General features: G+C 66.8%; 19 protein-coding genes and 1 riboswitch. Of the genes, 11 read left to right on the forward strand and 8 right to left on the reverse strand.

The genetic code is table 11. The features are described 5' to 3' along the window. Positions 1 to 37 precede the first annotated feature (37 nt). Positions 38 to 1,735: an MFS transporter gene (locus KXD97_RS02400; RefSeq protein ID WP_396884647.1), complete on the forward strand. Its 1,698-nt coding sequence runs from the start codon at positions 38 to 40 to the stop codon at positions 1,733 to 1,735. Then, positions 1,732 to 2,220 (forward strand): DUF2771 domain-containing protein, encoded by a 489-nt coding sequence (locus KXD97_RS02405; RefSeq protein WP_260755286.1) that lies wholly within the window; start codon positions 1,732 to 1,734, stop codon positions 2,218 to 2,220. The genes KXD97_RS02400 and KXD97_RS02405 overlap by 4 nt, the downstream gene beginning before the upstream one ends. Positions 2,221 to 2,235: 15 nt before the next feature. Here KXD97_RS02405 and KXD97_RS02410 read toward each other — a convergent pair whose 3' ends face one another. Next, positions 2,236 to 3,252 (reverse strand): glutathione S-transferase family protein, encoded by a 1,017-nt coding sequence (locus tag KXD97_RS02410; protein WP_260755287.1) that lies wholly within the window; start codon positions 3,250 to 3,252, stop codon positions 2,236 to 2,238. 102 nt (positions 3,253 to 3,354) lie between these two features. Continuing rightward, complete coding sequence (locus tag KXD97_RS02415; RefSeq protein WP_260755288.1) at positions 3,355 to 3,765, reverse strand: cold-shock protein; 411 nt, start codon at positions 3,763 to 3,765, stop codon at positions 3,355 to 3,357. 180 nt (positions 3,766 to 3,945) lie between these two features. Here KXD97_RS02415 and KXD97_RS02420 point away from each other — a divergent pair, with 180 nt between their 5' ends. The 4 genes from KXD97_RS02420 to KXD97_RS02435 all read left to right on the forward strand — a co-directional run bounded on the left by KXD97_RS02420 (position 3,946) and on the right by KXD97_RS02435 (position 7,493). After that, positions 3,946 to 4,353 carry a YccF domain-containing protein gene (locus tag KXD97_RS02420; protein ID WP_260755289.1) on the forward strand — a complete coding sequence of 136 codons (408 nt, stop codon included), beginning with the start codon at positions 3,946 to 3,948 and terminating at the stop codon, positions 4,351 to 4,353. Next, complete coding sequence (gene moaA / locus KXD97_RS02425; RefSeq protein WP_260755290.1) at positions 4,350 to 5,411, forward strand: GTP 3',8-cyclase MoaA; 1,062 nt, start codon at positions 4,350 to 4,352, stop codon at positions 5,409 to 5,411. Before KXD97_RS02420 ends, moaA begins: the two co-directional genes overlap by 4 nt. A 3-nt stretch (positions 5,412 to 5,414) precedes the next feature. Continuing rightward, the gene (locus KXD97_RS02430) at positions 5,415 to 5,681 is read left to right on the forward strand and encodes a MoaD/ThiS family protein (protein ID WP_260755291.1); all 267 of its coding nucleotides are present in this window, start codon (positions 5,415 to 5,417) and stop codon (positions 5,679 to 5,681) included. A gap of 243 nt (positions 5,682 to 5,924) precedes the next feature. Next, positions 5,925 to 6,137, forward strand: a riboswitch (cyclic di-AMP (ydaO/yuaA leader). Positions 6,138 to 6,146: 9 nt separating this feature from the next. Then, a complete protein-coding gene (locus tag KXD97_RS02435; protein WP_260755293.1) occupies positions 6,147 to 7,493 on the forward strand; it encodes a transglycosylase family protein in 1,347 nt (448 codons plus the stop codon). Between the two features lie 2 nt (positions 7,494 to 7,495). Here the strand turns inward: KXD97_RS02435 and KXD97_RS02440 are convergent, their stop codons facing one another. Genes KXD97_RS02440 through KXD97_RS02455 form a run of 4 tightly spaced genes read right to left on the reverse strand, consistent with a single transcriptional unit; the run spans position 7,496 to position 9,075 of the window. Continuing rightward, a complete protein-coding gene (locus KXD97_RS02440) occupies positions 7,496 to 7,921 on the reverse strand; it encodes a molybdenum cofactor biosynthesis protein MoaE (RefSeq protein WP_260755294.1) in 426 nt (141 codons plus the stop codon). Then, entirely contained in the window at positions 7,918 to 8,397 is a 480-nt protein-coding gene (locus KXD97_RS02445) for a molybdenum cofactor biosynthesis protein B (RefSeq protein ID WP_260755295.1), read from the reverse strand. The genes KXD97_RS02440 and KXD97_RS02445 overlap by 4 nt, the downstream gene beginning before the upstream one ends. Further along, positions 8,394 to 8,831 (reverse strand): cyclic pyranopterin monophosphate synthase MoaC, encoded by a 438-nt coding sequence (moaC, locus tag KXD97_RS02450; RefSeq protein ID WP_260757813.1) that lies wholly within the window; start codon positions 8,829 to 8,831, stop codon positions 8,394 to 8,396. Before moaC ends, KXD97_RS02445 begins: the two co-directional genes overlap by 4 nt. Positions 8,832 to 8,889: 58 nt before the next feature. Continuing rightward, positions 8,890 to 9,075 carry a hypothetical protein gene (locus KXD97_RS02455; protein WP_260755296.1) on the reverse strand — a complete coding sequence of 62 codons (186 nt, stop codon included), beginning with the start codon at positions 9,073 to 9,075 and terminating at the stop codon, positions 8,890 to 8,892. Positions 9,076 to 9,140: 65 nt separating this feature from the next. On the opposite strand from KXD97_RS02455, the gene KXD97_RS02460 reads away from it, so the two are divergent. From KXD97_RS02460 to KXD97_RS02470, 3 genes are all read left to right on the forward strand, one after another. Continuing rightward, entirely contained in the window at positions 9,141 to 11,408 is a 2,268-nt protein-coding gene (locus KXD97_RS02460; protein WP_260755297.1) for a helicase-associated domain-containing protein, read from the forward strand. 31 nt (positions 11,409 to 11,439) lie between these two features. Continuing rightward, positions 11,440 to 13,089 (forward strand): DNA repair helicase XPB, encoded by a 1,650-nt coding sequence (locus KXD97_RS02465; protein WP_260755298.1) that lies wholly within the window; start codon positions 11,440 to 11,442, stop codon positions 13,087 to 13,089. A 588-nt stretch (positions 13,090 to 13,677) separates the two neighbouring features. Next, positions 13,678 to 16,080 (forward strand): right-handed parallel beta-helix repeat-containing protein, encoded by a 2,403-nt coding sequence (locus KXD97_RS02470; protein WP_260755299.1) that lies wholly within the window; start codon positions 13,678 to 13,680, stop codon positions 16,078 to 16,080. A 201-nt stretch (positions 16,081 to 16,281) separates the two neighbouring features. Here the strand turns inward: KXD97_RS02470 and KXD97_RS02475 are convergent, their stop codons facing one another. Continuing rightward, positions 16,282 to 17,685 (reverse strand): IS1380 family transposase, encoded by a 1,404-nt coding sequence (locus KXD97_RS02475; RefSeq protein WP_260752814.1) that lies wholly within the window; start codon positions 17,683 to 17,685, stop codon positions 16,282 to 16,284. Between the two features lie 74 nt (positions 17,686 to 17,759). Continuing rightward, positions 17,760 to 18,824: an IS630 family transposase gene (locus KXD97_RS02480; protein ID WP_260755300.1), complete on the reverse strand. Its 1,065-nt coding sequence runs from the start codon at positions 18,822 to 18,824 to the stop codon at positions 17,760 to 17,762. 421 nt (positions 18,825 to 19,245) lie between these two features. Between KXD97_RS02480 and KXD97_RS02485 the strand changes: the two genes are divergently transcribed. Both KXD97_RS02485 and KXD97_RS02490 read left to right on the forward strand, forming a co-directional pair. After that, positions 19,246 to 20,280, forward strand: a complete 1,035-nt coding sequence (locus KXD97_RS02485; protein WP_260755301.1) for a glycosyltransferase family 2 protein — start codon at positions 19,246 to 19,248, stop codon at positions 20,278 to 20,280. 314 nt (positions 20,281 to 20,594) lie between these two features. Beyond that, positions 20,595 to 21,818 carry a lipase family protein gene (locus KXD97_RS02490; RefSeq protein WP_260755302.1) on the forward strand — a complete coding sequence of 408 codons (1,224 nt, stop codon included), beginning with the start codon at positions 20,595 to 20,597 and terminating at the stop codon, positions 21,816 to 21,818. The last annotated feature ends 4 nt before the right edge of the window (positions 21,819 to 21,822 follow it).

The raw sequence follows: 21,822 nt of genomic DNA on the forward strand, positions 1-21,822 counted from the left end.
GCGGCCCCTGTCGTCCCCATAGGGGAGAATCGACGGCGTGACCGGACCGCGGCGTGACCACCGGGACCCTGACGGTCAGCAGGGTGGACGCTACTACCCGCCGCGTCCGCCTGCGGGCGAACACCCGGGGATGGCCAACTACCCGAGCGAACCGACCATGCGTCCAGGTCACCGCGGCGCCGCACGGGGGCGGCCCTATTCGCCGAATCAGGGCGGGAACCGCTGGCTGCCCCCACTCGACGAGAGCGCCCGCCATCACGACCGCTATGACGACCCGCCCCCCGGACGTAACGGAGAAAAGGTCACGGTCACCCGGGTGGCTGCGCAGCGCAGCCGCGAGATGGGCTCCAAAATGTACGGCCTGGTGCACCGGGCCGCGACCGCCGACGGCGCCGACAAGTCGGGGCTGACGGCACTTACTTGGCCGGTGGTCGCGAACTTCGCGGTCGACGCCGCCATGGCCGTGGCGCTGGCCAACACCCTGTTCTTCGCGGCGGCCTCCGGTGAGAGCAAGAGCCGCGTCGCGCTGTACCTGCTCATAACGATCGCTCCGTTCGCCGTGATCGCTCCGCTGATCGGGCCCGCTCTGGATCGCCTGCAACACGGCCGCCGGGTCGCGTTGGCTGCGTCGTTCGCCCTGCGCACTGTGCTCGCCGTGGTGCTCATCGCCAACTTCGACAGTGCGACCGGCAGCTTCCCGTCGTGGGTCCTCTATCCGTGTGCGCTCGGGATGATGGTGCTTTCCAAGTCCTTCTCGGTGTTGCGCAGCGCGGTGACGCCACGAGTGCTGCCACCATCGATCGACCTGGTCCGGGTGAACTCGCGCTTGACGACGTTCGGTCTGCTGGGCGGCACCCTGGTCGGCGGCGGCATCGCAGCGGCCGCCGAATGGGGATTCCAGCTGTTCCAGATGCCCGGCGCGCTCTACATCGTGGTCGCGGTGACCATCGGCGGTGCGGTCCTGTCCATGCGGATCCCGAAATGGGTCGAGGTCACCGAGGGTGAGGTCCCGGCGACCTTGAGCTATCACGGCCAGACCGACCACACCGACCCGCTCCGCCGCCCGCCGCACGGGGGCGGCGTCACCCGGGCCCGCCAACCGCTTGGCCGCAACATCATCACGTCGTTGTGGGGCAACTGCACGATCAAGGTGATGGTCGGCTTCCTGTTCCTCTACCCGGCGTTCGTCGCGAAGGCCCACGACGCCGGCGGCTGGGAGCAGCTGCGGATCCTGGGGATGATCGGCGCCGCGGCGGCCGTCGGGAACTTCGCGGGCAATTTCACCGCGGCTCGGCTCAAAGTCGGCCATCCCGCGCGGCTGGTCGTGCGGTGCGCAGTGGCGGTCACCGCGGCGGCCCTGGTGACCGCGCTGACCGGGAATCTTTTGGTCGCGGCGGTCGCGACCTTGATCACCTCCGGTTGCAGCGCCATCGCCAAGGCGTCACTGGATGCTTCCCTGCAGGACGACCTGCCCGAGGAGTCACGCGCGTCGGCGTTCGGACGGTCGGAGTCCCTGCTGCAGCTGGCCTGGGTCGCGGGTGGCGCGACCGGCGTGCTGATCTACACCGACCTGTATGCGGGCTTCACCACCATCACCGCGATCCTGATCCTCGGACTGGCCCAAACCGTGCTGAGCTATCGTGGCGAGTCACTGGTACCGGGCTTCGGCGGCAACCGGCCGGTGCTGGCAGAACAGGAAGGCGTACGGACGGATGCGGTGGTGACCCAGGAGTGAAACGTGTTGTCGCTGTTCTCGCAGCGGTGGCCCTGCTCTCGTCGATCGGTACCGGCGTTTTCGTCTGGCAGCGGGCGCGCGACCACGCACCGGAACTCCCCGAGATCTCGGCGTACTCGCACGGACAGCTGGCCCGGGTGGGCCCGTACCGCTTCTGCGAGGTGCTCAACCCGACCGACTGCGTCGTCCCCGCCGATCAAGGTGAGCTGCGGGTCATCGGCCGCGACCCCGTGCAGTTGTCCATTCCGGCCGACATCAGCCAGGCGCCATGGGTGCTGATCCGCGCCTATGAGGACGCGGATCTCGTCGAGGAGTTCCGCCCCGGCAGCCGACTGGCGGTGACGATCCCGACCGTGGACGCGCAGCGCGGCCGACTCACCGGATTCGCGGTGCAGCTGCCGACCCTGGTCCGCGACCAGGACGGCAACGAATTCCCGGTGCCGCACGCCGAGTGGTCGGTGCGCACGGTGTGGCAGCAGGGCTAGCCGCACCGATTCGCGTCAGCCGGCCGAGTGCGCCTCCGGCACACGCTCACCCTCACGGGTCGGTCCGGGCGGGGTTCCGTCGCCGAACGGTCTGCCTCCCAGGGCTTCTCGACCATGCGGGGTCAACCAGTTCGACAGATCCGGCCCCTTCGGCACGACACCGGTGGGGTTGATGTCCGAATGCACGATGTAGTAGTGCTGCTTGATCTGCACGAAGTCGGTGGTGTCGCCGAATCCCGGGGTCTGGAACAGGTCCCGCGCGTAGGCCCACAGCACCGGCATCTCCGACAGCTTGCTGCGGTTGGTCTTGAAATGGCCGTGATACACCGGGTCGAATCTCGCCAGCGTGGTGAACAGGCGAACGTCGGCTTCGGTGATGGTGTCCCCGACCAGATACCGCCGTTCGGCCAGGCGGTCGGACAACCAGTCCAGCGCGGTGAACAGCCGGTCATAAGCCTTCTCGTAGGCGCGCTGGGATCCTGCGAACCCACACCGGTACACACCGTTGTTCACCTCGGTGTAGATGCGCTGGGCAACCTCGTCGATCTCGTCGCGCAGGGGTTCGGGGTAGAGCTCCGGGGCTCCTTCGCGGTGGTGGGCGGTCCACTCCGTTGAGAAGTCCAGCGTGATCTGCGGGAAGTCGTTGGTGACCACCTGCCCGGTCGCGACCTCCACGATCGCGGGCACTGTGACGCCCTTCGGGTAGTCCGGAATGCGCTTGTTGTAGGCATCGCGCAGATAGTGGATTCCCAGCACCGGATCCACACCGTCGGGATCGAGGTCGAAGGTCCAGCTGCGTTCGTCATGGGTGGGTCCGCAGAAGCCGATGGAAAGAGCGTCCTCCAGTCCGAGGAGCCGACGCACGATAATGGTGCGGTTCGCCCACGGGCATGCCCTGGCCACGATCAGCCGGTACCGGCCCGGTTCGACCGGGTATCCGTCCCGACCGTCGGCGGTGATCCGCGTCGAGATGTACTCGGTGTCCCGGCTGAACTCTCCGCCGGAACTCGACGGGTCGGCGACATAACTCATGGCTCAGTCATACCCAATGCGCCAATCCCCGACCGCCGAAACGGCATTCCCGCAGAGCGTGGCCCGAAGGTCGGCGGCCGCGTGCAGGGTCCGGCGCGCGCCTTACGCGTCCAACTCGCGGGCGACCGCCTTGACCACCTCAGAGACCCTGCGGGCGACCTTACGATCCGGGTAGCGACCCTTGCGCAGTTCCGGCTGCACGGCGCTCTCCAGCAGCGTGATCATGTCCTCGACCATGCCGTGCAGCTCGTCGGGTGTGTGCTTGTGCTCGGCAGCCGCGGCTTCGCGGCGTGTGCGGGTCAGACTCGGCGGCGGGTCGATGAGCTTGAGGCTGAGCGCCTGCGGCCCGCGGCGCCCCGCCGCGATGCCGAACTCGACCCGCTGACCGGCCTTGAGGCCTTCGACACCGGCGGGCAGCGCCGAGGACCGCACGTACACGTCCTCGCCGTCCTCCTGCGAGAGGAACCCGAAGCCCTTCTCCGCGTCGTACCACTTCACCCGGCCGGTCGGCACTGGTCTCACCTGCTGTCTGTCTGAGCCGATAGATGTCTGTACCTGTAGGGGTACATAAAGTAAGCGTCCCGCCTGCGTCGGGACGCGTCCCGGGAGATCCTACTCGGACCGCAGCACAGCCAGCATCCCCTTATGTCGGTAGGCTGCGAGTCACCGCAGAAGGAAGACGAATCGACTGCTATGCGATTAATCCTGAATGTCATCTGGCTGATTTTCGGCGGCCTGTGGCTGGCACTCGGCTACCTCCTCGCCGCGCTCATCTGCTTCGTCCTGATCGTCACGATCCCGTTCGGGTTCGCCTCGCTGCGTATCGCGGCCTATGCGCTGTGGCCGTTCGGCCGCACCATCGTCGAAAAGCCGGGCCCGCGCCCCGGCGCACTGATCGGCAATGTCATCTGGGTCATCGTCGCCGGTGTGTGGCTGGCCATCGGCCACATCACCACCGCGATCGCGATGGCCATCACGATCGTCGGCATCCCGCTCGCCCTGGCCAACCTGAAGCTGATCCCGGTGTCGTTGATGCCCCTGGGCAAGGAGATCGTGCCCGTCGACCAGGCGCACGGTCGGATCGTCGGAGCGGTGCCGTGACCGTTGTCGCACTCGGCGTGCCGTCGGTGCACCGGCCATCGTCTCCGGCCCCCGCCGAGGGCCCGTTGATCGACACCTTCGGCCGGATCGCGACCGACCTGCGGGTGTCGCTGACCGATCTGTGCAACCTGCGCTGCACCTACTGCATGCCGGCCGCGGGGCTCGACTGGCTCCCGGCCGACGCGAAGCTTCACCCGGACGAGTTGATCCGGCTATTGGGCATCGCCGTCACGCGGCTCGGCATCACCAGCGTCCGGTTCACCGGCGGCGAACCCCTGGTGGTGCCGTTCCTGGAGGACATCGTCGCAGCGACCGCCGCGTTGCGGCCACGCCCCGAGATCACGTTGACGACCAACGGCATCGGGTTGGCCAGACGTGCCGAAGCTTTGAAGGCCGCCGGACTCGACCGCATCAATGTCTCCCTCGACACCGTCGACCCGGCCCGGTTCGCCGCGATCACGCGACGCGACCGGTTCTCGGATGTGGTGGCCGGTCTACGTGCGGCCAAGGACGCCGGCCTGCGTCCGGTAAAGGTCAACGCCGTCCTCGACCCGGTGACCGGCCTGGATGACGTGGTGTCGCTGGCGCGGTTCTGCGTCGACAACGGCTACCAGCTGCGCGTGATCGAGCAGATGCCTCTCGACGCCGGGCACTCGTGGGCACGCGACCGTGTGCTCACCGCCGACGACATCCTCGGCGCGCTGAGCGCTCACTTCACGCTGACACCCGATCCACGACCACGGGGGTCGGCGCCGGCTCAGCTCTGGCAGGTGCGCGACGGCGCCGGCGTGGCAGGTCACATCGGCATCATCGCGTCGGTGTCCCGCGCGTTCTGCTCGACCTGTGACCGCACCCGGCTCACCGCCGACGGGCAGGTCCGCAATTGCCTGTTCGCACGTGAGGAAACCGACCTGCGGGTACTGCTGCGTTCCGGCGCGGACGACGCCGCGCTGGAGAGTGCGTGGCGGGCGGCCATGTGGACGAAAGCCGCCGGTCACGGCATCAATGACCCCGGCTTCGTGCAACCCGACCGTCCGATGAGCGCGATCGGCGGATGAGCGATGACTGTTGACGCCGAGGCACGGGTCACCGTCCGCTACTTCGCCGCAGCCCGCGCGGCGGCAGGCACGGAATCGGAGCTGCTGCACGTCGGCCCCGCCGGCACGGTGGCACACCTCGTGGACCTTCTGAAGGCCAGGGACGCCGGCCTGGCCCGGGTCCTGGCGCGGTGTTCCTATCTGCTCGACGGAGTTGCGGTGCGCGACATGGATTCTGAACTCCGCCACGGGCAGACCGTCGATGTTCTCCCCCCGTTCGCCGGCGGCTGACTTCACGCGCACATAAATCTAATCCGTGATTTGCGTCACATCACGGAATGGTCACGGGATGGCTACGGCACGGTTGCGCGGTATGGCACCTGCAGGAATAACGGTCGTTCCTGGTCTTTTAGAGTTTTTTTAGTATTTGCCGTCGGCGGACACACGGCGGTGAGCAAAAGGTGACGCGGCCCAGACGAGCCGTTACCGTCTTGAACCAGGCCGATCGCCCCCCACATCTGACCGGCCTGCCGCACACCAATTGCGCCGAGCTCCATCCGTTGGTGCGCGGGGACAACGAGATACAACTTGGATGGAGGCGGGGGACCCACCGGTCCACCGACATAGAAGGACCAGGAACCGTTCGGTTCCTTGGGGTGAAGCCGTCGCCGTTTCGACGACGCCGGCCGGGCAACCTCTCCAGCCCGAACCCGACAGCTGACCTCGCGGGCGCTTCAGAGAGGACCACACGCACTTATGAGTGGACGGCACCGCAAGCCCGCTTCATCTGCTGTAAACGTCGCGAAGATCGCATTCACCGGAGCAGTCATCGGAGGTGGCGGCATCGCGCTGGCCGGCCAGGCCGGAGCGGCGACGGACGGTGAGTGGGACCAGGTCGCCCGCTGCGAGTCGGGCGGCAACTGGGCCATCAACACCGGCAACGGCTACCAGGGTGGTCTGCAGTTCGCGCCGAGCACCTGGTCCGGTCACGGCGGCGGCGAGTTCGCCCCGGCCGCGCACTTGGCCACCAAGGAAGAGCAGATCGCCGTCGCCGAGCGTGTCCTGGCTTCGCAGGGCAAGGGTGCATGGCCGACGTGCGGCGGGCCGCTCTCCGCCGCAACGCCACGCAACGTCGTCGATGAACCACCGGCCCCGGTCGCACCGGTCGGCCTCGACGGGATGCTGCCGCCTCCCCCGCCGCCCCTCGACCCGTTCGCCCCGCCTGCGCCGCCTGCCCCGGCTCCGTTCGACGCGCTGGCCGCCCCGGCGCCGTTGCCGCCCGCCCCCGAGGTGCTGCCACCCGCACCAGCGCCGATCGATCCGCTCTCGGCTCCCGCGCCGATGCCGCCCGCACCCGAACCCGCACCGGCGCCTCCGGCGGACGCGCTCGCGGCTCCCGCCCCGCTGCCGCCGGCTCCGGAGGTCCTGCCTCCGGCCCCCGCCCCGGCCGTCGACGTGGTGAACGTCGCTCCCATTGACGCACCTGTGCCGCCGGCACCGGTCGACGCGCCGCCGAGCGCAATCATCGCCGCGGCCAACTGGGACGCCGCTCCGGTGCCCGCCGAGCAGCCGCAGTTGTGGTCCCTCGGTGTCGATGCGCCGCTGCAGCCGGCTCCCGCCGACCCGGCCCTGCCGCCGGCGCCGGTGCCGGTGCCTGTCCCCGCACCGGTCGCCGTCGCCGCACCGGCCCCCGACCCGCTGGCTCCGCTCGGTGCCGTAAATGTGCCGGCGCCGGCCTACGACCTCGCCAACCAGGCGATCAGCGGCGAGCTTGCCGTTCCCACCGAGGTTCCGCACCTGGCCAGCCCCGAGAACCTCCCGCCAGGCACCGCGATGGCACCGCAGGGACCTGCGCAGAGCCCGAACGTCACGTATCTCAAGGAGATTTGGCACGCGATCCAGACCCAGGAGATCTCGGGCGCGGACGCGCTGCTGGCCCTGACCCAGCGACCGCTGACCACGCCGGACCCCGGTGGCATGGCACCGAATGCTCCGGTCGCACCGCTGGCGGGTCCGGCGCCTGCCCCGTCTCCCGCGCCTGCTCCGGCTCCCGCGCCCGCCCCGGGCGCGCCCGCGCCTGCTCCGGTGGTGCCGCCCGCCTGAGGCTAGGCGGAATTCACCCATTCGTCCGTGCCGTCGGCGAAGAACTGGTGCTTCCACACCGGTAGCCGTTCTTTGACCCGGTCGACCAGGCGTGCGCATGTCTCGAAGGCCGCGCCGCGGTGGTCTGCGGCCACCGCGGCGACGAGCGCGGCATCCCCGATCTGCAGGGTGCCCACCCGGTGGCTGACAGCGATGGCACGGACTCCGTGGCTCGCGGCGGCGATCTCGGCGGCCACGTCGGCCAGTGTCTGCTCGGCGGACGGATGCGACGAGTACTCCAACCGGGTCACCGTCCGACCGCCGTCGTGGTCACGCACCACGCCGGCGAAGGTGACCACAGCGCCCGCCGCCTCATGCACCACCAGCCGCTCGTGCTCTGTCGTATCGATGGACTGTTCCGTCAGCGCGGCCCGCAGCACGGTGGTCATCGGGAATGATCCTTGCCTTGGAGTTGGTCGAGGGCGTGGTCGAGAACCTCGGCGAGAACGGAGAGACCGTCTTTGACGCCGCCGAGTGAGCCGGGCAGGTTCACGATGAGCGTGCGGCCCGCGACACCGCAGACGCCGCGCGACAGCACCGATGTCGGAACTTTCGGAAGTCCTGATCGTCTGATCGCATCGGCCAGGCCCGGGATCTCGTAGTCCAGCAGCGCCGAGGTGATCTGCGGGGTGGCGTCGGTCGGCGAGATACCGGTTCCGCCGGAGGTCAGGATCACATCCGGTTGCTCTCGGAGCCCACTGCGCAGCGCGGCGTCCACGGGTGCGCCGTCGGCGACGACGGTCGCAGGCGGGGTGTTTATCCCCCGGCCGTTGAGCCAGCCCACGAGGACCGGACCGCACCGGTCTTCGTACACACCGCCGGATGCCCGGGTCGACGCGATGACCACCAGGCCCGACCGCGTCATCTGACCCAGGTCCCCGTCTTGCCGCCTTCTTTGCGCACCACACGGACATCGTCGATGGAGGCGGCACGATCGACGGCTTTGATCATGTCGTAGACGGTCAGCGCGGCGACGGTGACCGCGGTGAGCGCTTCCATCTCCACCCCGGTGCGGTCCGTCGTGCGCACAGTCGCGGTGATCGCGACCGCACCGGGATCGTCGTCACCGCCGACGGTGAAATCGATGTCCACGCCGGTGATCGCCAACGGGTGGCAGAGCGGCACCAGATCGCTGGTTCTCTTCGCCGCCATGATCCCCGCGACACGGGCCGTCGCCAGCGCGTCGCCTTTGGGCAGGCCGTTGGAGGTGATCATGTCAACCACGTCCGGCCGGGTGTGCACGGTGCCGGCAGCCACGGCCACACGCTTGGTGGCGTCCTTGGCCGTGACGTCGACCATGTGAGCCGCGCCGGTCTCGTCGAGATGCGAGAGGCCTTCACTCACCCGGAGCGCACCGCTACTTGTTGATGACGGTGACGGCCTGGATGAAGGGCAGTTCGTCGGCGGGCAGCGGGAACGTCACGTCGCCGAACGGTGACAGTGCACCGGTGCGGTCGGTGGCAAGCTCGCTGACCGCGTGGTCATCGGGGTCCGTCGTGGGCCAACCCGGGTCGACGTATCGGTTCTTCTTGTCATCAGCCACGCTGACATTGTGGCAAACGACTCGGCGGCTGGCGAGGTCGGGAGGCTCCTTTACGCTGGTCAGCAATGAGCGTGAAGAGTCCAGGTGTGCCGCTGGGCACCTGGTTGGCGGAATTGGACGACGAGCGGCTGATCCAGCTGCTGCGTCTGCGGCCGGATCTGACCCAGCCTCCGCCGGGCACCGTCGCCGCGCTGGCGGCGCGCGCCGCCGCACGTCAGTCGGTGAAAGTCGCCACCGACGATCTGGACTTTCTGCACCTGGCGGTGCTCGACGCGCTGCTTAGCGTGCACGCCGAAACCACCGCTGCGACGTTCTCAGACCTGGCCGAGGTCCTCGGCGAGCGCGTGGCCGCCGCTGATCTGCGCGCCGCGGTCGATGACCTGGCCGCGCGCGCCCTGGTCTGGGGTGACCTGCAGGGCGAGGGTGCGCTGCGGGTCGTCGCCGAGGCGGCGTCGAGTCTGCCGTGGTACCCCGGGCAGGTCACCCAGGAGAGCGCGACGCAGACCGGCTCCGAGGTCACCGCTGCGCTCGAATCGATGGACGACGCCGCACGCGATCTGCTCGACAAGCTGCTGGAGGGCTCGCCGATCGGCCGGACCCGCGACGCGATGCCGGGAACGCCGGCGCAGCGCCCGGTTCAGCGGCTGTTGACCGCGGGGCTGCTGCGCCGCCTCGACGACGACACCGTCATCCTCCCCCGCCTGGTCGGGCAGGTGCTCCGTGGTGAGCAGCCGGGCCCGGTGAGTCTGTCCGCTCCCGATCCGACCGTGACGACGACGACAGCCGCCGACGTGGACGCCGTCGCCGCGGGCGCGGCGATCGACTTCCTGCGTGAGATCGAAGTGGTCCTCGAATCACTCAGCGCCGCACCGGTTCCCGAGCTGCGCAGCGGTGGACTCGGGGTGCGCGAGGTCAAGCGGTTGACCAAGAACACCGGGATCGACGAACGCCGGCTGGGCCTGATCCTTGAGGTCAGTGCGGCCGCCGGGCTGGTCGCACCGGGGATGCCGGAACCCGAACCCGACGACGGCGCGGGATCGCACTGGGCACCGACCGTGGCATTCGATCGATTCGTCGAATCTCCCACCGCCGCGAAATGGCATCTCGTGGTGTCGGCCTGGCTTGAGCTTCCTGGCCGCCCCAGCCTCGTGGGTACCCGCGGGCCCGACAACAAACCGTATGCGGCGCTGTCGGATTCGCTGTTCTCGACGGCGGCGCCGCTGGACCGCCGGCTGATGCTCGATATCCTCGCCGAGCTGCCGCCGGGCTCAGGCGTGGATGCGGGCACCGCCTCGCAGGCGATGGTCTGGAAGCGGCCGCGGTGGGCGGTACGGCTGCAACCCGGCCCTGTCGCCGACATGCTGACCGAGGCCCATGCTGTCGGGGCGGTGGGCCGCGGCGCGGTTGCTTCCCCGATCCGGCGCCTGCTCGCCGGCGACGATGAGCACGCGGTCATCGCCGCGATGGAGAAAGTCCTTCCGGCGCCGATCGACCATTTCCTGCTGCAGGCCGACCTTACGGTGGTGGTTCCCGGCCCGCTGGAACGTGCGCTGGCCGAGCAGCTGGCCGCGGTCGCCACCGTCGAGTCGGCCGGCGCGGCCATGGTCTACCGCATCGACGAGGCTTCGGTGCGGCGCGCGCTCGACACCGGCAACACCGCCGGCGAGCTGCACGCGCTGTTCAACCGGCATTCGAAAACACCAGTGCCGCAAGCGCTGACATATCTGATCGACGACGTGGCGAGACGCCACGGGCAACTGCGGGTCGGGATGGCGTCGGCGTTCGTTCGCTGCGAGGACGCCGCGCTGCTGGCCCAGGCGGTGGCGGCACCGGCCACCGAGTCGGTCGAGCTGCGCGTGCTGGCGCCCACCGTGGCGGTGTCCCAGGCGCCGATCAGCGAGGTGCTCCACGCGCTGCGCAGCGCCGGGTTCGCACCGGCCGCCGAGGACACGACCGGCACGGTCGTGGATCTGCGCAGCCGCGGCGCCCGCGTCCCGTCGCCCGGGCGGCGCCGCGGATATCGGCACAACGCGGCGCCCACCGATCAGACGCTGGCCGCGATCGTCGCGGTGCTGCGCAAGGTCGCGTCGGCGCCGCCGTCGGGCCTGCGATTGGATCCGGCCGCGGCCATCTCGGAACTGCAGCACGCGGCCCACCATCAGCAGTCGGTGGTCATCGGCTACGTCGATCCGGCGGGTGTGGCGACCCAGCGGGTAGTGGCCCCGATCAATGTCCGCGGCGGGCAACTGACCGCTTACGACCCCGCGTCGGGGCGGGTCCGCGAGTTCGCGATCCACCGGGTGACATCGGTCGTGTCCGCCGAGTCCGGATAATAGGTGGGATGACTTATCACCGAGGTGCCGCGTGACCGACGGCCCGCTGATCGTGCAGTCCGACAAGACGGTGCTGCTCGAGGTCGACCATGAGCAGGCCGGCGCGGCGCGCGCCGCGATCGCGCCGTTCGCAGAGCTCGAGCGCGCCCCCGAACACATCCACACCTACCGCATCACCCCGCTGGCGCTGTGGAACGCACGAGCTGCCGGGCACGACGCCGAGCAGGTCGTCGATGCCCTGGTGACGTACTCGCGCTACGCCGTGCCGCAACCGCTGCTGGTCGACATCGTCGACACCATGGGCCGCTACGGCCGCCTGCAGCTCGTCAAACATCCGGCGCACGGCCTGACGCTGGTGAGCTTCGACCGCGCCGTCCTCGAAGAGGTGCTGCGGAACAAGAAGATCGCACCCATGCTCGGCGCCCGGCTCGACGACGACACCGTGATCGTGCACAACAGCGAGCGGGGCCGGGTCAAGCAGATGCTGCTGAAGATCGGCTGGCCGGCCGAGGACCTCGCCGGTTACGTCGATGGCGAGGCCCACCCGATCGATCTGCAGCAGGACGGTTGGCAGCTGCGCGACTACCAGCAGATGGCCGCCGACTCGTTCTGGGATGGCGGATCCGGTGTCGTCGTGCTGCCGTGCGGGGCCGGGAAGACCCTGGTCGGTGCGGCCGCCATGGCCAAGGCCGGCGCCACCACGCTGATCCTGGTCACCAACACCGTGGCCGGCCGGCAGTGGAAGCGCGAGCTGGTCGCGCGGACGTCCCTGACCGAGGACGAGATCGGCGAGTACTCCGGGGAACGCAAGGAGATCCGTCCCGTCACCATCGCGACGTATCAGGTGATCACGCGCAGAACCAAGGGCGAGTACAAGCACCTGGAACTGTTCGACAGCCGCGACTGGGGCCTGATCGTCTACGACGAGGTGCACCTGCTCCCCGCACCGGTGTTCCGGATGACCGCCGATCTGCAGTCCCGCAGACGCCTCGGCCTCACGGCCACCCTGATCCGCGAGGACGGGCGCGAGGGTGACGTCTTCTCGTTGATCGGCCCCAAGCGTTACGACGCGCCGTGGAAGGACATCGAGGCGCAGGGTTGGATCGCGCCGGCCGAGTGCATCGAGGTCCGCGTCACGATGACGGACAACGAACGCATGCTCTACGCGACAGCCGAACCGGACGAGCGGTACAAGTTGTGCGCCACCGCGCACACCAAGATCGCTGTGGTGAAGTCGATCCTGGAACGGCATCCGGACGAGCCGACCCTGGTGATCGGCGCGTACCTCGACCAGCTCGACGAGCTGGGCGCCGAACTGAACGCGCCGGTGATCCAGGGGTCGACCAAGAACGCCGAGCGCGAAGCCCTCTTCGACGGCTTCCGCCGTGGTGAGATCCGGACGCTGGTCGTGTCCAAAGTGGCAAACTTCTCCATCGACCTGCCCGAAGCCAGTGTGGCCGTGCAAGTTTCAGGAACGTTCGGATCACGCCAGGAAGAAGCTCAGCGACTCGGACGGTTGCTGCGCCCCAAGGCCGACGGTGGCGGTGCGGTCTTCTATTCGGTGGTCTCGCGCGACAGCCTGGACGCCGAGTACGCCGCGCACCGACAGCGGTTCCTTGCCGAACAGGGCTACGGCTACGTCATCAAGGATGCCGACGACCTGCTCGGCCCCGCCATCTGACACTCGAACGCCAACAGGTACTCGACTAACAAATGGCGCTCAAACGCGCCTCGACCGCGTTGCCTGCACCATTGATCGGCCTTGCTGAGATATGCCTCACAAGTACGGATGACGCCCGAGATAAATTTGCTGTACATATATTCGGCATATCTATGAGCGTAGAGTGAGCCCTTCGCCGGTCAACGCCCACACGCACCGCCTCGCGGCTCGGGGTTGCCACTAACCGCAGATAGGTGTCGTCCAATAGCCTAAGCCTTGCCGGCCGCGGGACGGCGACCACGGTTCGATCACGTCTGCACTGCACGCATATGCCAAATTTTGGCAATCGGTTTTTGAGTTGCCAGAAATGCAAAGATGGGCAGCGAGTTCGAAATTGCTGCATAAAGTGACCCAGATGGCTCAACATGTTGATGCCTGGCGCGGCAGCCAGGCCAGCTTCGACATCGGGGGTCACCCATGGACCGCGTGGTTCGCGATAAGAACAGCACAGGGGACGCACCCCCGACGCAGGATGTGCAGCGGCGGAAGCGGTCAACTCGCCGCCAGCACCGCCGGGTCGAACCTTACGCATGGCTGGCCGCCGGAGCGGTGAGCGTCGGCATTGCTGCAGCGATCTCCGGAACCGGGATCGCCTACGCCGAGGACGCCGCCGGTTCAGCTGGACCCGCCAGCAGTGCGTCGGCGAATACCGCGTCGTCGTCATCGGACGGCAGCGCCGGCGAGTCGACCAGCAAAGACACCGCCACCGACACAGACGGGGAGCCGACCGACGTCGCCACCGAAGACCAGGCCGGCGACGACATTTCGAGGGACGATCCGTCAGGCGACGACACCGAAGACGGGGCGGACAGCAAGGACTCAAGCGAGACCGTCGAAGACTCGGGCGACAGCACGGGCACCGAGGGCGACGAGGACGCATCCGATCCGGTTGCTGGACCCTCGCCGGTCAGCACCGAGGATGCGGCAGACAACAAGGATCGGGAGGCCCCTCGGCCGGAGACTCCGATCGTCGACGAGAAGGATGCGGTCGCGGATTCGGCTGAGCGCGAAGAGTCGATACCTGTGCGCGAGGACGTCGCAACGGAGGTCGACCGGTCGACGAGCGACCCCGCTGACACTTCCGTGTCGACAACGGCGGCGGCACTGGTGATCCCGGCGGCCGTCGACACCGCGACGGCGCCTCAGGCATCGAGAACCGTTGCGCGCGTGGCGACCGCAACCGCCACCGCGGTGGAGACACCGGCGGCGCCGAAGACGCTGTCAGAGCTTCTCAGTGCCCTGTTCCTGAATTTCCAGCGCACGTACTTCAACAAGATGCCGACGGCCAAGCCGGTGCAGAAGCCGGGCCAATCCAGCCAGGGCGTGGTGACGGGAACCGTCGGGGCGAAGGATCCGGACGGGGATCCGCTGGAGGTGACGCTGTCCTCGGGTCCGAAACGCGGCAGTGTGCAGGTCGACACCGACGGCAACTACACCTACACGCCGTCAGCGGAGTTGGCCGCGAGCGGCGGGACCGACACGTTCACCGTCGTGGTGCGGGAGACCAATGCCGACGAGCACACGCACGGGTTCGACGGCATGTGGAACAAGATGGTCCGGGCTTTGAGCGGGGCGACGGCCGGCACTCTGGCAGGCACCATCGTGCGGACGGTCACGGTGTCCATCGCGAAGATCGCCCCGGACATTCCCGACAGCACCCCCGGTGGCGCGACGGGAGGAGCGACGCAGGATCAGCCCACCCAGAGCCCGGGGGGTTACGACGCCGGCTTGAAGGATCCGTTCCAGCACGCGGACCAACCGTCCGGAAAGACCCTGAACGTCCGCGATTACGGTGCGACCTCGGGGAGGTCCTCGGACAACGATGCCGCCGCGATCCAGAAGGCGATCAACGCCGCGCAGGCCGGTGATGTCGTCTACATCCCCGACGGCGTCTACCACGTCAAGTCGATCATCACCTTGAAGTCGGGGGTGTCGCTGATCGGTCAGTCGCGCGACGCGACGGTGCTGGCGAGCGCCTTCTCGACGATGACGTACATGTTCTCCAACCCGCATGCGGTGATTTACGCTCCGGGCGGGACCACCAACCTGACGATTTCCAGCTTCACCATCAGGCAGGCCTCGGGCAAGATCTACAACGCCGGTGTCAGACTCGGCTCAGAAAGTCGCGGCCAGGTATCGCGGATCGCCGTCAAAGACCTGTTCATCGAGAAGCACCGGCGCTTCGGCATCCAGCTGCAAAACGCCGACAACGTGCTCGTCGACGGCAACGTGATTCGAAACGCCTCGGCTCTCGACGGCGGCGGGTCCGGATACGGGATCATCATCGACCAAGCCGGATCCCACAACAACTGGGTCAGGAACAACACCATCGGGCCGGTCATCCGCCATGGGATCCTCATCCAAGAGAGTGCGCACCACAACCTCATCGAGGACAACACCATCACCGGGGCCGTGTCCGGCGCTATCGATCTGCACGGTGAGGACGAGTACAGCAACGAGATCCGCTACAACACCGTTTCGGATTGTGTCCGCAACGGCACCTCGGTCAGCCCGAATGGGGCGGGTATCGAGATCGGCGAATACAGCGGGGTCATCGGCACCGAAACCAAGCACGACAATTCCGGACCCAACAACTGGATTCACCACAACATCGTCTACAACTGCACCTGCGGTCTGCGGATCGTCAACAACAGCAACAACACCTGGATCGAAGACAACATCTTCTACAACAATCTGGATGCGGGCATCAAGGCCGATCTCGCCCCTCTCCAAGATCTGTACCTCCGCCGAAACACCGTTTACGGCAACGGCAGCGGCATCGTTCTCCACGATGTCCTTCGGGCGGTGCTCGAAGACAACAAGGTCACGGACAATCGCAAGTACGGCATCTGGACCAACGGCGGCGTGACGGGCTATCTCCTGACCGGCAACACCGTGACCGGCAATGGCACGGACGTGGTTCTCGGCAGCCAGAACGGCACGCTGATCTAGTGTCCTGAGTCATTAATTCGGTTGCAGTAGTTGGCGATGCTTGCCAGGATCTGGTCGGCGGTCTTAGCCTCGATCCACTGATGAATTGGGGTAGGTGTGCCTCGCTGGGCTGTTGAGGGCTGGTCCTGGTCGCGGGCAGGGGGTATCTGCTGGTCTGTCCAGCTGTTCCTGTGCGCTCCGGTCGGGCCTTTCGGCATATGGTCAGGTGGTGGCGATTTCTGGTGGGCTGTAGCCGATGGTGTTGCGCCACAACGTGAGCCAGTGCTCTGTCCAGGGCCAGTGCGCTGGTAGGTGCAGGATAGGTTGGCGTTGCGGACGGGCCAGGCGGGCCGGGATAGTGATTATCTTGCGGCGCAGTGTCGCCCCGCGGGCGACCGCGTGGGCACCTCCGGCCAGGACGCCGACGGCGCGCAGCAGGTTGTGGGCGATCGCGGCGCACAGGATCCAGGCCGAGTTCGCGCCGAACCGCCCCGAGGGCATGTGCGCCAAAGGTCCGTCGATGAGGTCGGCGAACACGGTTTCGATGATGGCGTGGCGGCGATGAGTGATGTCAGCGGCGTCGACGGGTTCGTCGGAATTGGTGAAGAACGGGTGGTACCGCCACACCGGAAACAGCGCATCGAGGAACCGCGCGTCTTTGACCCGGCGCACGACCAACCGGGCGGTCACCGGAGTCTTGGTGGAACCGAAGGCTGTGTAGGTGGTTTCGGCGACTTCGGCATCGGAGATCCAGGCGCCGGTGTCGGGGTCACGCACAGCACCGGGATAGTTCACCGGGGTCCACGCGGTCTCGGGAATTGCGTCAATGGCGGCGGCAACTGCGGCGGTCTTGGTCAGCACCAGCGAGAACCGGACACCTGCTCGGTGGCAGGCGGTGACCACGGTGCTATTGCCGTAGGCCGAATCGCCACGCACCAGGATCTGCCCGGTGACCCCGGCAGCACGGGCGGTAGCGGCCGCTTGAGCGATCATGCGGGCTGCGCCCTTGCCGGAGTTGGCCTTGCCCGCCCGCAACCTCGCCCCGGCGATCACCGGCGCACCGTGGTCGGTGCTGATCGTGGTGATCAACGGTGAGAGGCCTTTGCGCAGGATCTGCCTGCCGGCGATCTTGGTGTGTCCGTAGCTGGCGCCCTGCTTGGCGTGCCCGTAGACCGGGCGTAGTAGTGAGTCGATGTCGATGAACGCCCGTCCGTCGGCGCCGGGCAACAGATCGACACGCCCGCACAGCGCGGCCAGGTGTTCGCGCAGGACAGATTCGAGCTGGCGGGCATGCCCGAAGGTGAACTCCCGCAATAAGGTTCCGATCGTCGACGGGGCGTACACACCACCGAAGAGGGTCTTCATCCCACCCGAGCGCACAACGTCTAGGTCATCAATGCTGTCCGCGCCGGCGCACATCCCGGCGATCAGCGTGGTCAGCTTCGGTGACGGATGGGCCGCACCCGAACGGATCCGCTCACAGGTGAACCGGATCTTGTCGGCCAATAGCTGCGACAGACCGGTCTGGTCGGCCAGGGTCATCACCGGCACCAGCCCGGCGCACGACACGAGATGTGCATCATCGAAGACCGCCGACGACACGGCGAACCTATGGGACACTTGCACCGGAAGTGCCTTTCTGAACGTGGGCTGATCGAAGTGTGGTAACTCCAATCATCCCAGCTCAAAGGGCACTTTCCTTACATCAACACCCTCCGAACAGGCGATTCATCGGTGGATCGAGGCTTAGTCCAGACGTAAGGCTTGGGGTTGTCGTTCCAGGTGTCGATCCAGGCACGGATATCGGCGTTGAGTTGCCGCACCGAGGTGTGAGTGGAGCGGCGCAGTTTCTTGGTGGTCAGCTCGGCAAACCAGCGCTCGACGAGATTGAGCCACGAGGAGCTGGTCGGGGTGAAGTGCAGGACGAATCTGGGATGGCTTGCCAGCCAACGCTTCACCGCAGGCGTCTTGTGTGTGGAGGCATTGTCGAGGACCAGATGCACATCGAGATCGTCGGGAACTTCGGCATCGATCTTCTTGAGGAAGGCCAGGAACTCGGTGGCCCGGTGCCGGGAGTGCAGCGCGCCGATGACCTTGCCGGTGGTCAGGTCGAGGGCGGCGTACAAGCTGGAGGTGCCGTGGCGGACGTAGTCGTGGCTGGCTCGCGCCGGGGTTCCGGGCAGCATCGGAAACACGGGCTGGGTGCGATTAAGGGCCTGGATCTGCGTCTTCTCATCCACGCAGAGCACCAGCGCCCGCTCCGGCGGGTCCAGGTACAGGCCGACGACATCGCGGACTTTGGCCACGAACAGCGGATCCTTCGATAGCTTCCATGAGTCCTGCTTGTGGGGAGCCAGTCCGAACGCTCGCCAGACCCGCGACACCATCGACTGACTCAACCCCAAATGAGCGGCCATCGAGCGGGTCGACCAATGAGTGGCATCCGGCGGGGTGGTCTCCAGCGTCTTGGTGATCAACGCTTCGATCTGGTCGTCGCCGACGACCCGCGGACGACCCGGGCGAGGCTCGTCAACCAACCCGTCTAGACGTAATTCGACGAACCGGTTGCGCCATCGCCGCACCGTGCCGATCGACAGTTCCAGCCGATCGGCGAGTTCGGTGTTGGAGCCACCGTCGGCGGCTGCCAACACAATTCGAGCCCGCATCGCCAGACCCGCGGCACTGGATCGTCGCCGCGCCCACCCCTCCAACTCGGCCCGCTCGTCAGTGGTCAAGACAATCTTCGCGGCATGAGGTGTCGGCACAACCCAGTCTAACAACTAGATCGCAATTAATGACTCAGGACACTAGCGGTTCGGCGCGATCGCTTCTGCTGCGATCGGGTGCTCACCGCCCATTGGCCACCCCACCCGCCCGCAGTGTCTCGGACGGTGTTGTCGACCGTCGAGGCAATCTGCCGGCCTGGTCGACGATCCCAATGACTTTGCACGCCAACCATGAGGAAACGGTCGCCGCATCTGGAGCGCATCCCCAGACCAATTTTGTTGCGCTATCAAATACTTCGACCGTCACACGTCGGATGAGCATTGCGTTCGGCCACGAGAACCTCCGAGGACGGTGGACCTCGACGAGCCATATCCCGGCCGAAGGTTCTCTCGCATCTAGCCGTTGCGGCTGCTACCGACGTCGTGCCTTGGTACAACTATCCGGGGGGAGGAGTACCACATGTCCGACGATGCGATCACTGTTGTCATCCCATGCCACACCGTGGACCGGCTGGCGAATATTCGGGCGGCCGTCAAATCCGTGCAAACGCAAACACTTCCGTCGGTGCGGGTGGTCGTTGCGGTCGATAACAATGAAAAGCTCTTCAGCATCGTTCGTGACGAATTCCCTCGAGTGCTCGCCGTCCTCAACCGAGACTCCAGAGGCGCCTCGGCAACACGTAATGCCGGGGTCCGAGTGGCCACCACACCCCTGGTCGCCTTTCTTGACGACGACGAGTTTGCAGAGCCGGACTGGCTGTCGGAACTGATACGGCCTTTCGCTGAGGACACCACGGTCGGTTGCGGCGGAAAATATGTCCCGGTGTGGGCACGTGGCGAGCCGCGATGGCTTCCCGAAGACTTCGCGTGGACCGTTGGCGGGTCCTACCGCGGTCAGCCGACCGTCACCTCACGAGTCCGCAACGTGTGGTCGGGAAACATGGCCGTCAGAACGGCAGCGTTTCTGGCGGTCGGAGGATTCCGAACCGATTTCGGCAAAGTCGGATCGGTGTGTGAACCAGAAGACACCGATCTGTGCGTTCGAATGGCCGCCGCCTGTGAGGGGCACTGGGTGTATGTGCCGACCGCGGTCATCAATCACGAGGTGCCGGCCTCGCGGAGCACATTCAGGTTCTTTCTCAAGCGGTGCTTTTCCGAAGGCCAAGGCAAGGCAGCACTCGAAAGCAACATCGGCCACCGGTCCACGCTCGACGCGGAGCGGGACTTCGTCCGCCGCGCAGCTTGTTCCGCCCTGCGTCGGCTGTGTGGCGACGCTTCGAACCGGATCAAAGGACTGGCGGCGCTCTGTGGTTTGGCCGCCGCAGCCGTTGGATATCTCGCTGCGCGCTTCAGGGCTGTGATTCCGCAGCGCATGCTGCCAATGCCGTCCGACTTGCGGTCGCCCCTGTGTAGTCGTCGTGAGATCGCTTTGCCACCCGCCGACCGCGCAAACCCGGTGGAGAGCCGGCAGGCCAACTCGCCTCGAGTGCGGTAGCGTGCCGAAATCCGCGCTGCGAAACCGAATCACCAGGTCGGTCACGTTGCCGATCACCCTTCGCTAGGCTGCAGATGGAGCTCGGAGTTTCGTCACCAGCCCGCGCTCTGTCTGGGCACAACGGGAAAGGGCTGACTGCGATAGCTACTCGTACGGTTGACCATCGCAGCGCCGACGGCGCACTCCGCGGTAGCGAATAGATGCGTCATCGCCGAAGCAGCAGAAGTACCGCGCTACGGGCGGCGCTGGCAGAATTCGCCAGATCCAGTTGGCGTCTGGTCTTTCCACTCCTGGTCTTTCTTTCGATGTTCGGTTTGACCACCGCTGACCCGCTGCTGCCGTCCGCGCCCATCGCTGCCCCGATCGTGGTGCCGTTGCCTGATGTCCCCGCAGATGTCTGGCAGAGCCGTGGCCAAATCGTCCACAAGGAGTCCTACGACCCGCCGCTTGCCGACCCGGATTCGGTACTTGGCGGCTCGTGGCGTGCTGTCTACAGGTCGGTGTCCGGCCTCGACGGCGGGGAACGCGAGGTTTCCGGGGCGTTCTTCCTCCCCCGCGGAACTCCGCCGGTTGGTGGCTGGCCGGTCGTTTCGTTTGCACACGGTACGACCGGTATCGGCACCGACTGCGGTCCCTCCTACCAGCCGGATCTACAGGGATACTCGCCGATCGTTGAATCTCTGCTGGACCGCAAATACGCCGTCGCACTCAGTGACTACGAAGGACTCGGCCAGACTGGCTCACATCAATATCTCGAGCAACGGACTGCGGCGTTCAACACCATCGACGCCGTCCGAGCCTTGCGCGAGCTCTCGCCGACTGTGTCCACACGTTGGGCGGCGATCGGTTATTCACAGGGTGGACAAGCGGTGTGGGCCGCCAACGAGTTGAATCCGTACTACGGCGGTGGTCTCGAACTGGTGGGGAGCGTCGCGCTCGCACCGGCGGCAAATGTGACGGCCACGGCGGACCTCATCTGGTCGGGTTCACTCACGGAAGAACAGCTGGCGCTGTTCCCGCTGTTCATCGTCGGCCTGGGTCGATACAACCCAGATCTCGACGAGAGGGCCTTCCTGCATGGTTCAACTGAGGCCCAGCGGAAACGCCTGAGCCATTGTGCGCAACGAGGCGAGGCACACGCAGCCCCAAGGAGATACCCGGCGCCGATCCCCTGGAAAACCGTCGTCGATCAGCTGAGCGGGACGAACGAGACCACGCCGGACTCTCCCCGCGACGTCGCTGAGCTGCGGGATGCGATGCGCAAAATCGCGCTACCCCAACGCCCGTTGGACCGGCCGATGCTCGTCGTCTCCGGCGCCGTGGATTCCCTGGTCTTCGCGCAGTGGGTGCGCACAGCGGTTGCCGACAGCTGCTCACTCGGCGGACACATCGAGTACCGACAGATTCCAAGCGCCGATCACGCCAACGTCTTGTGGAGATCCGCCTCAATCGTGGCGAGGTGGGTGGCCGCCCGATTCGACGGGGTCCCTGCGCCGTCGAACTGTCCAGTTGAGCGTTCAGGTGGAGTAGGGCAGTAGCTCG

This window comes from Mycobacterium sp. SMC-8 (genome assembly GCF_025263565.1).
Taxonomy (GTDB): Bacteria; Actinomycetota; Actinomycetes; order Mycobacteriales; family Mycobacteriaceae; genus Mycobacterium.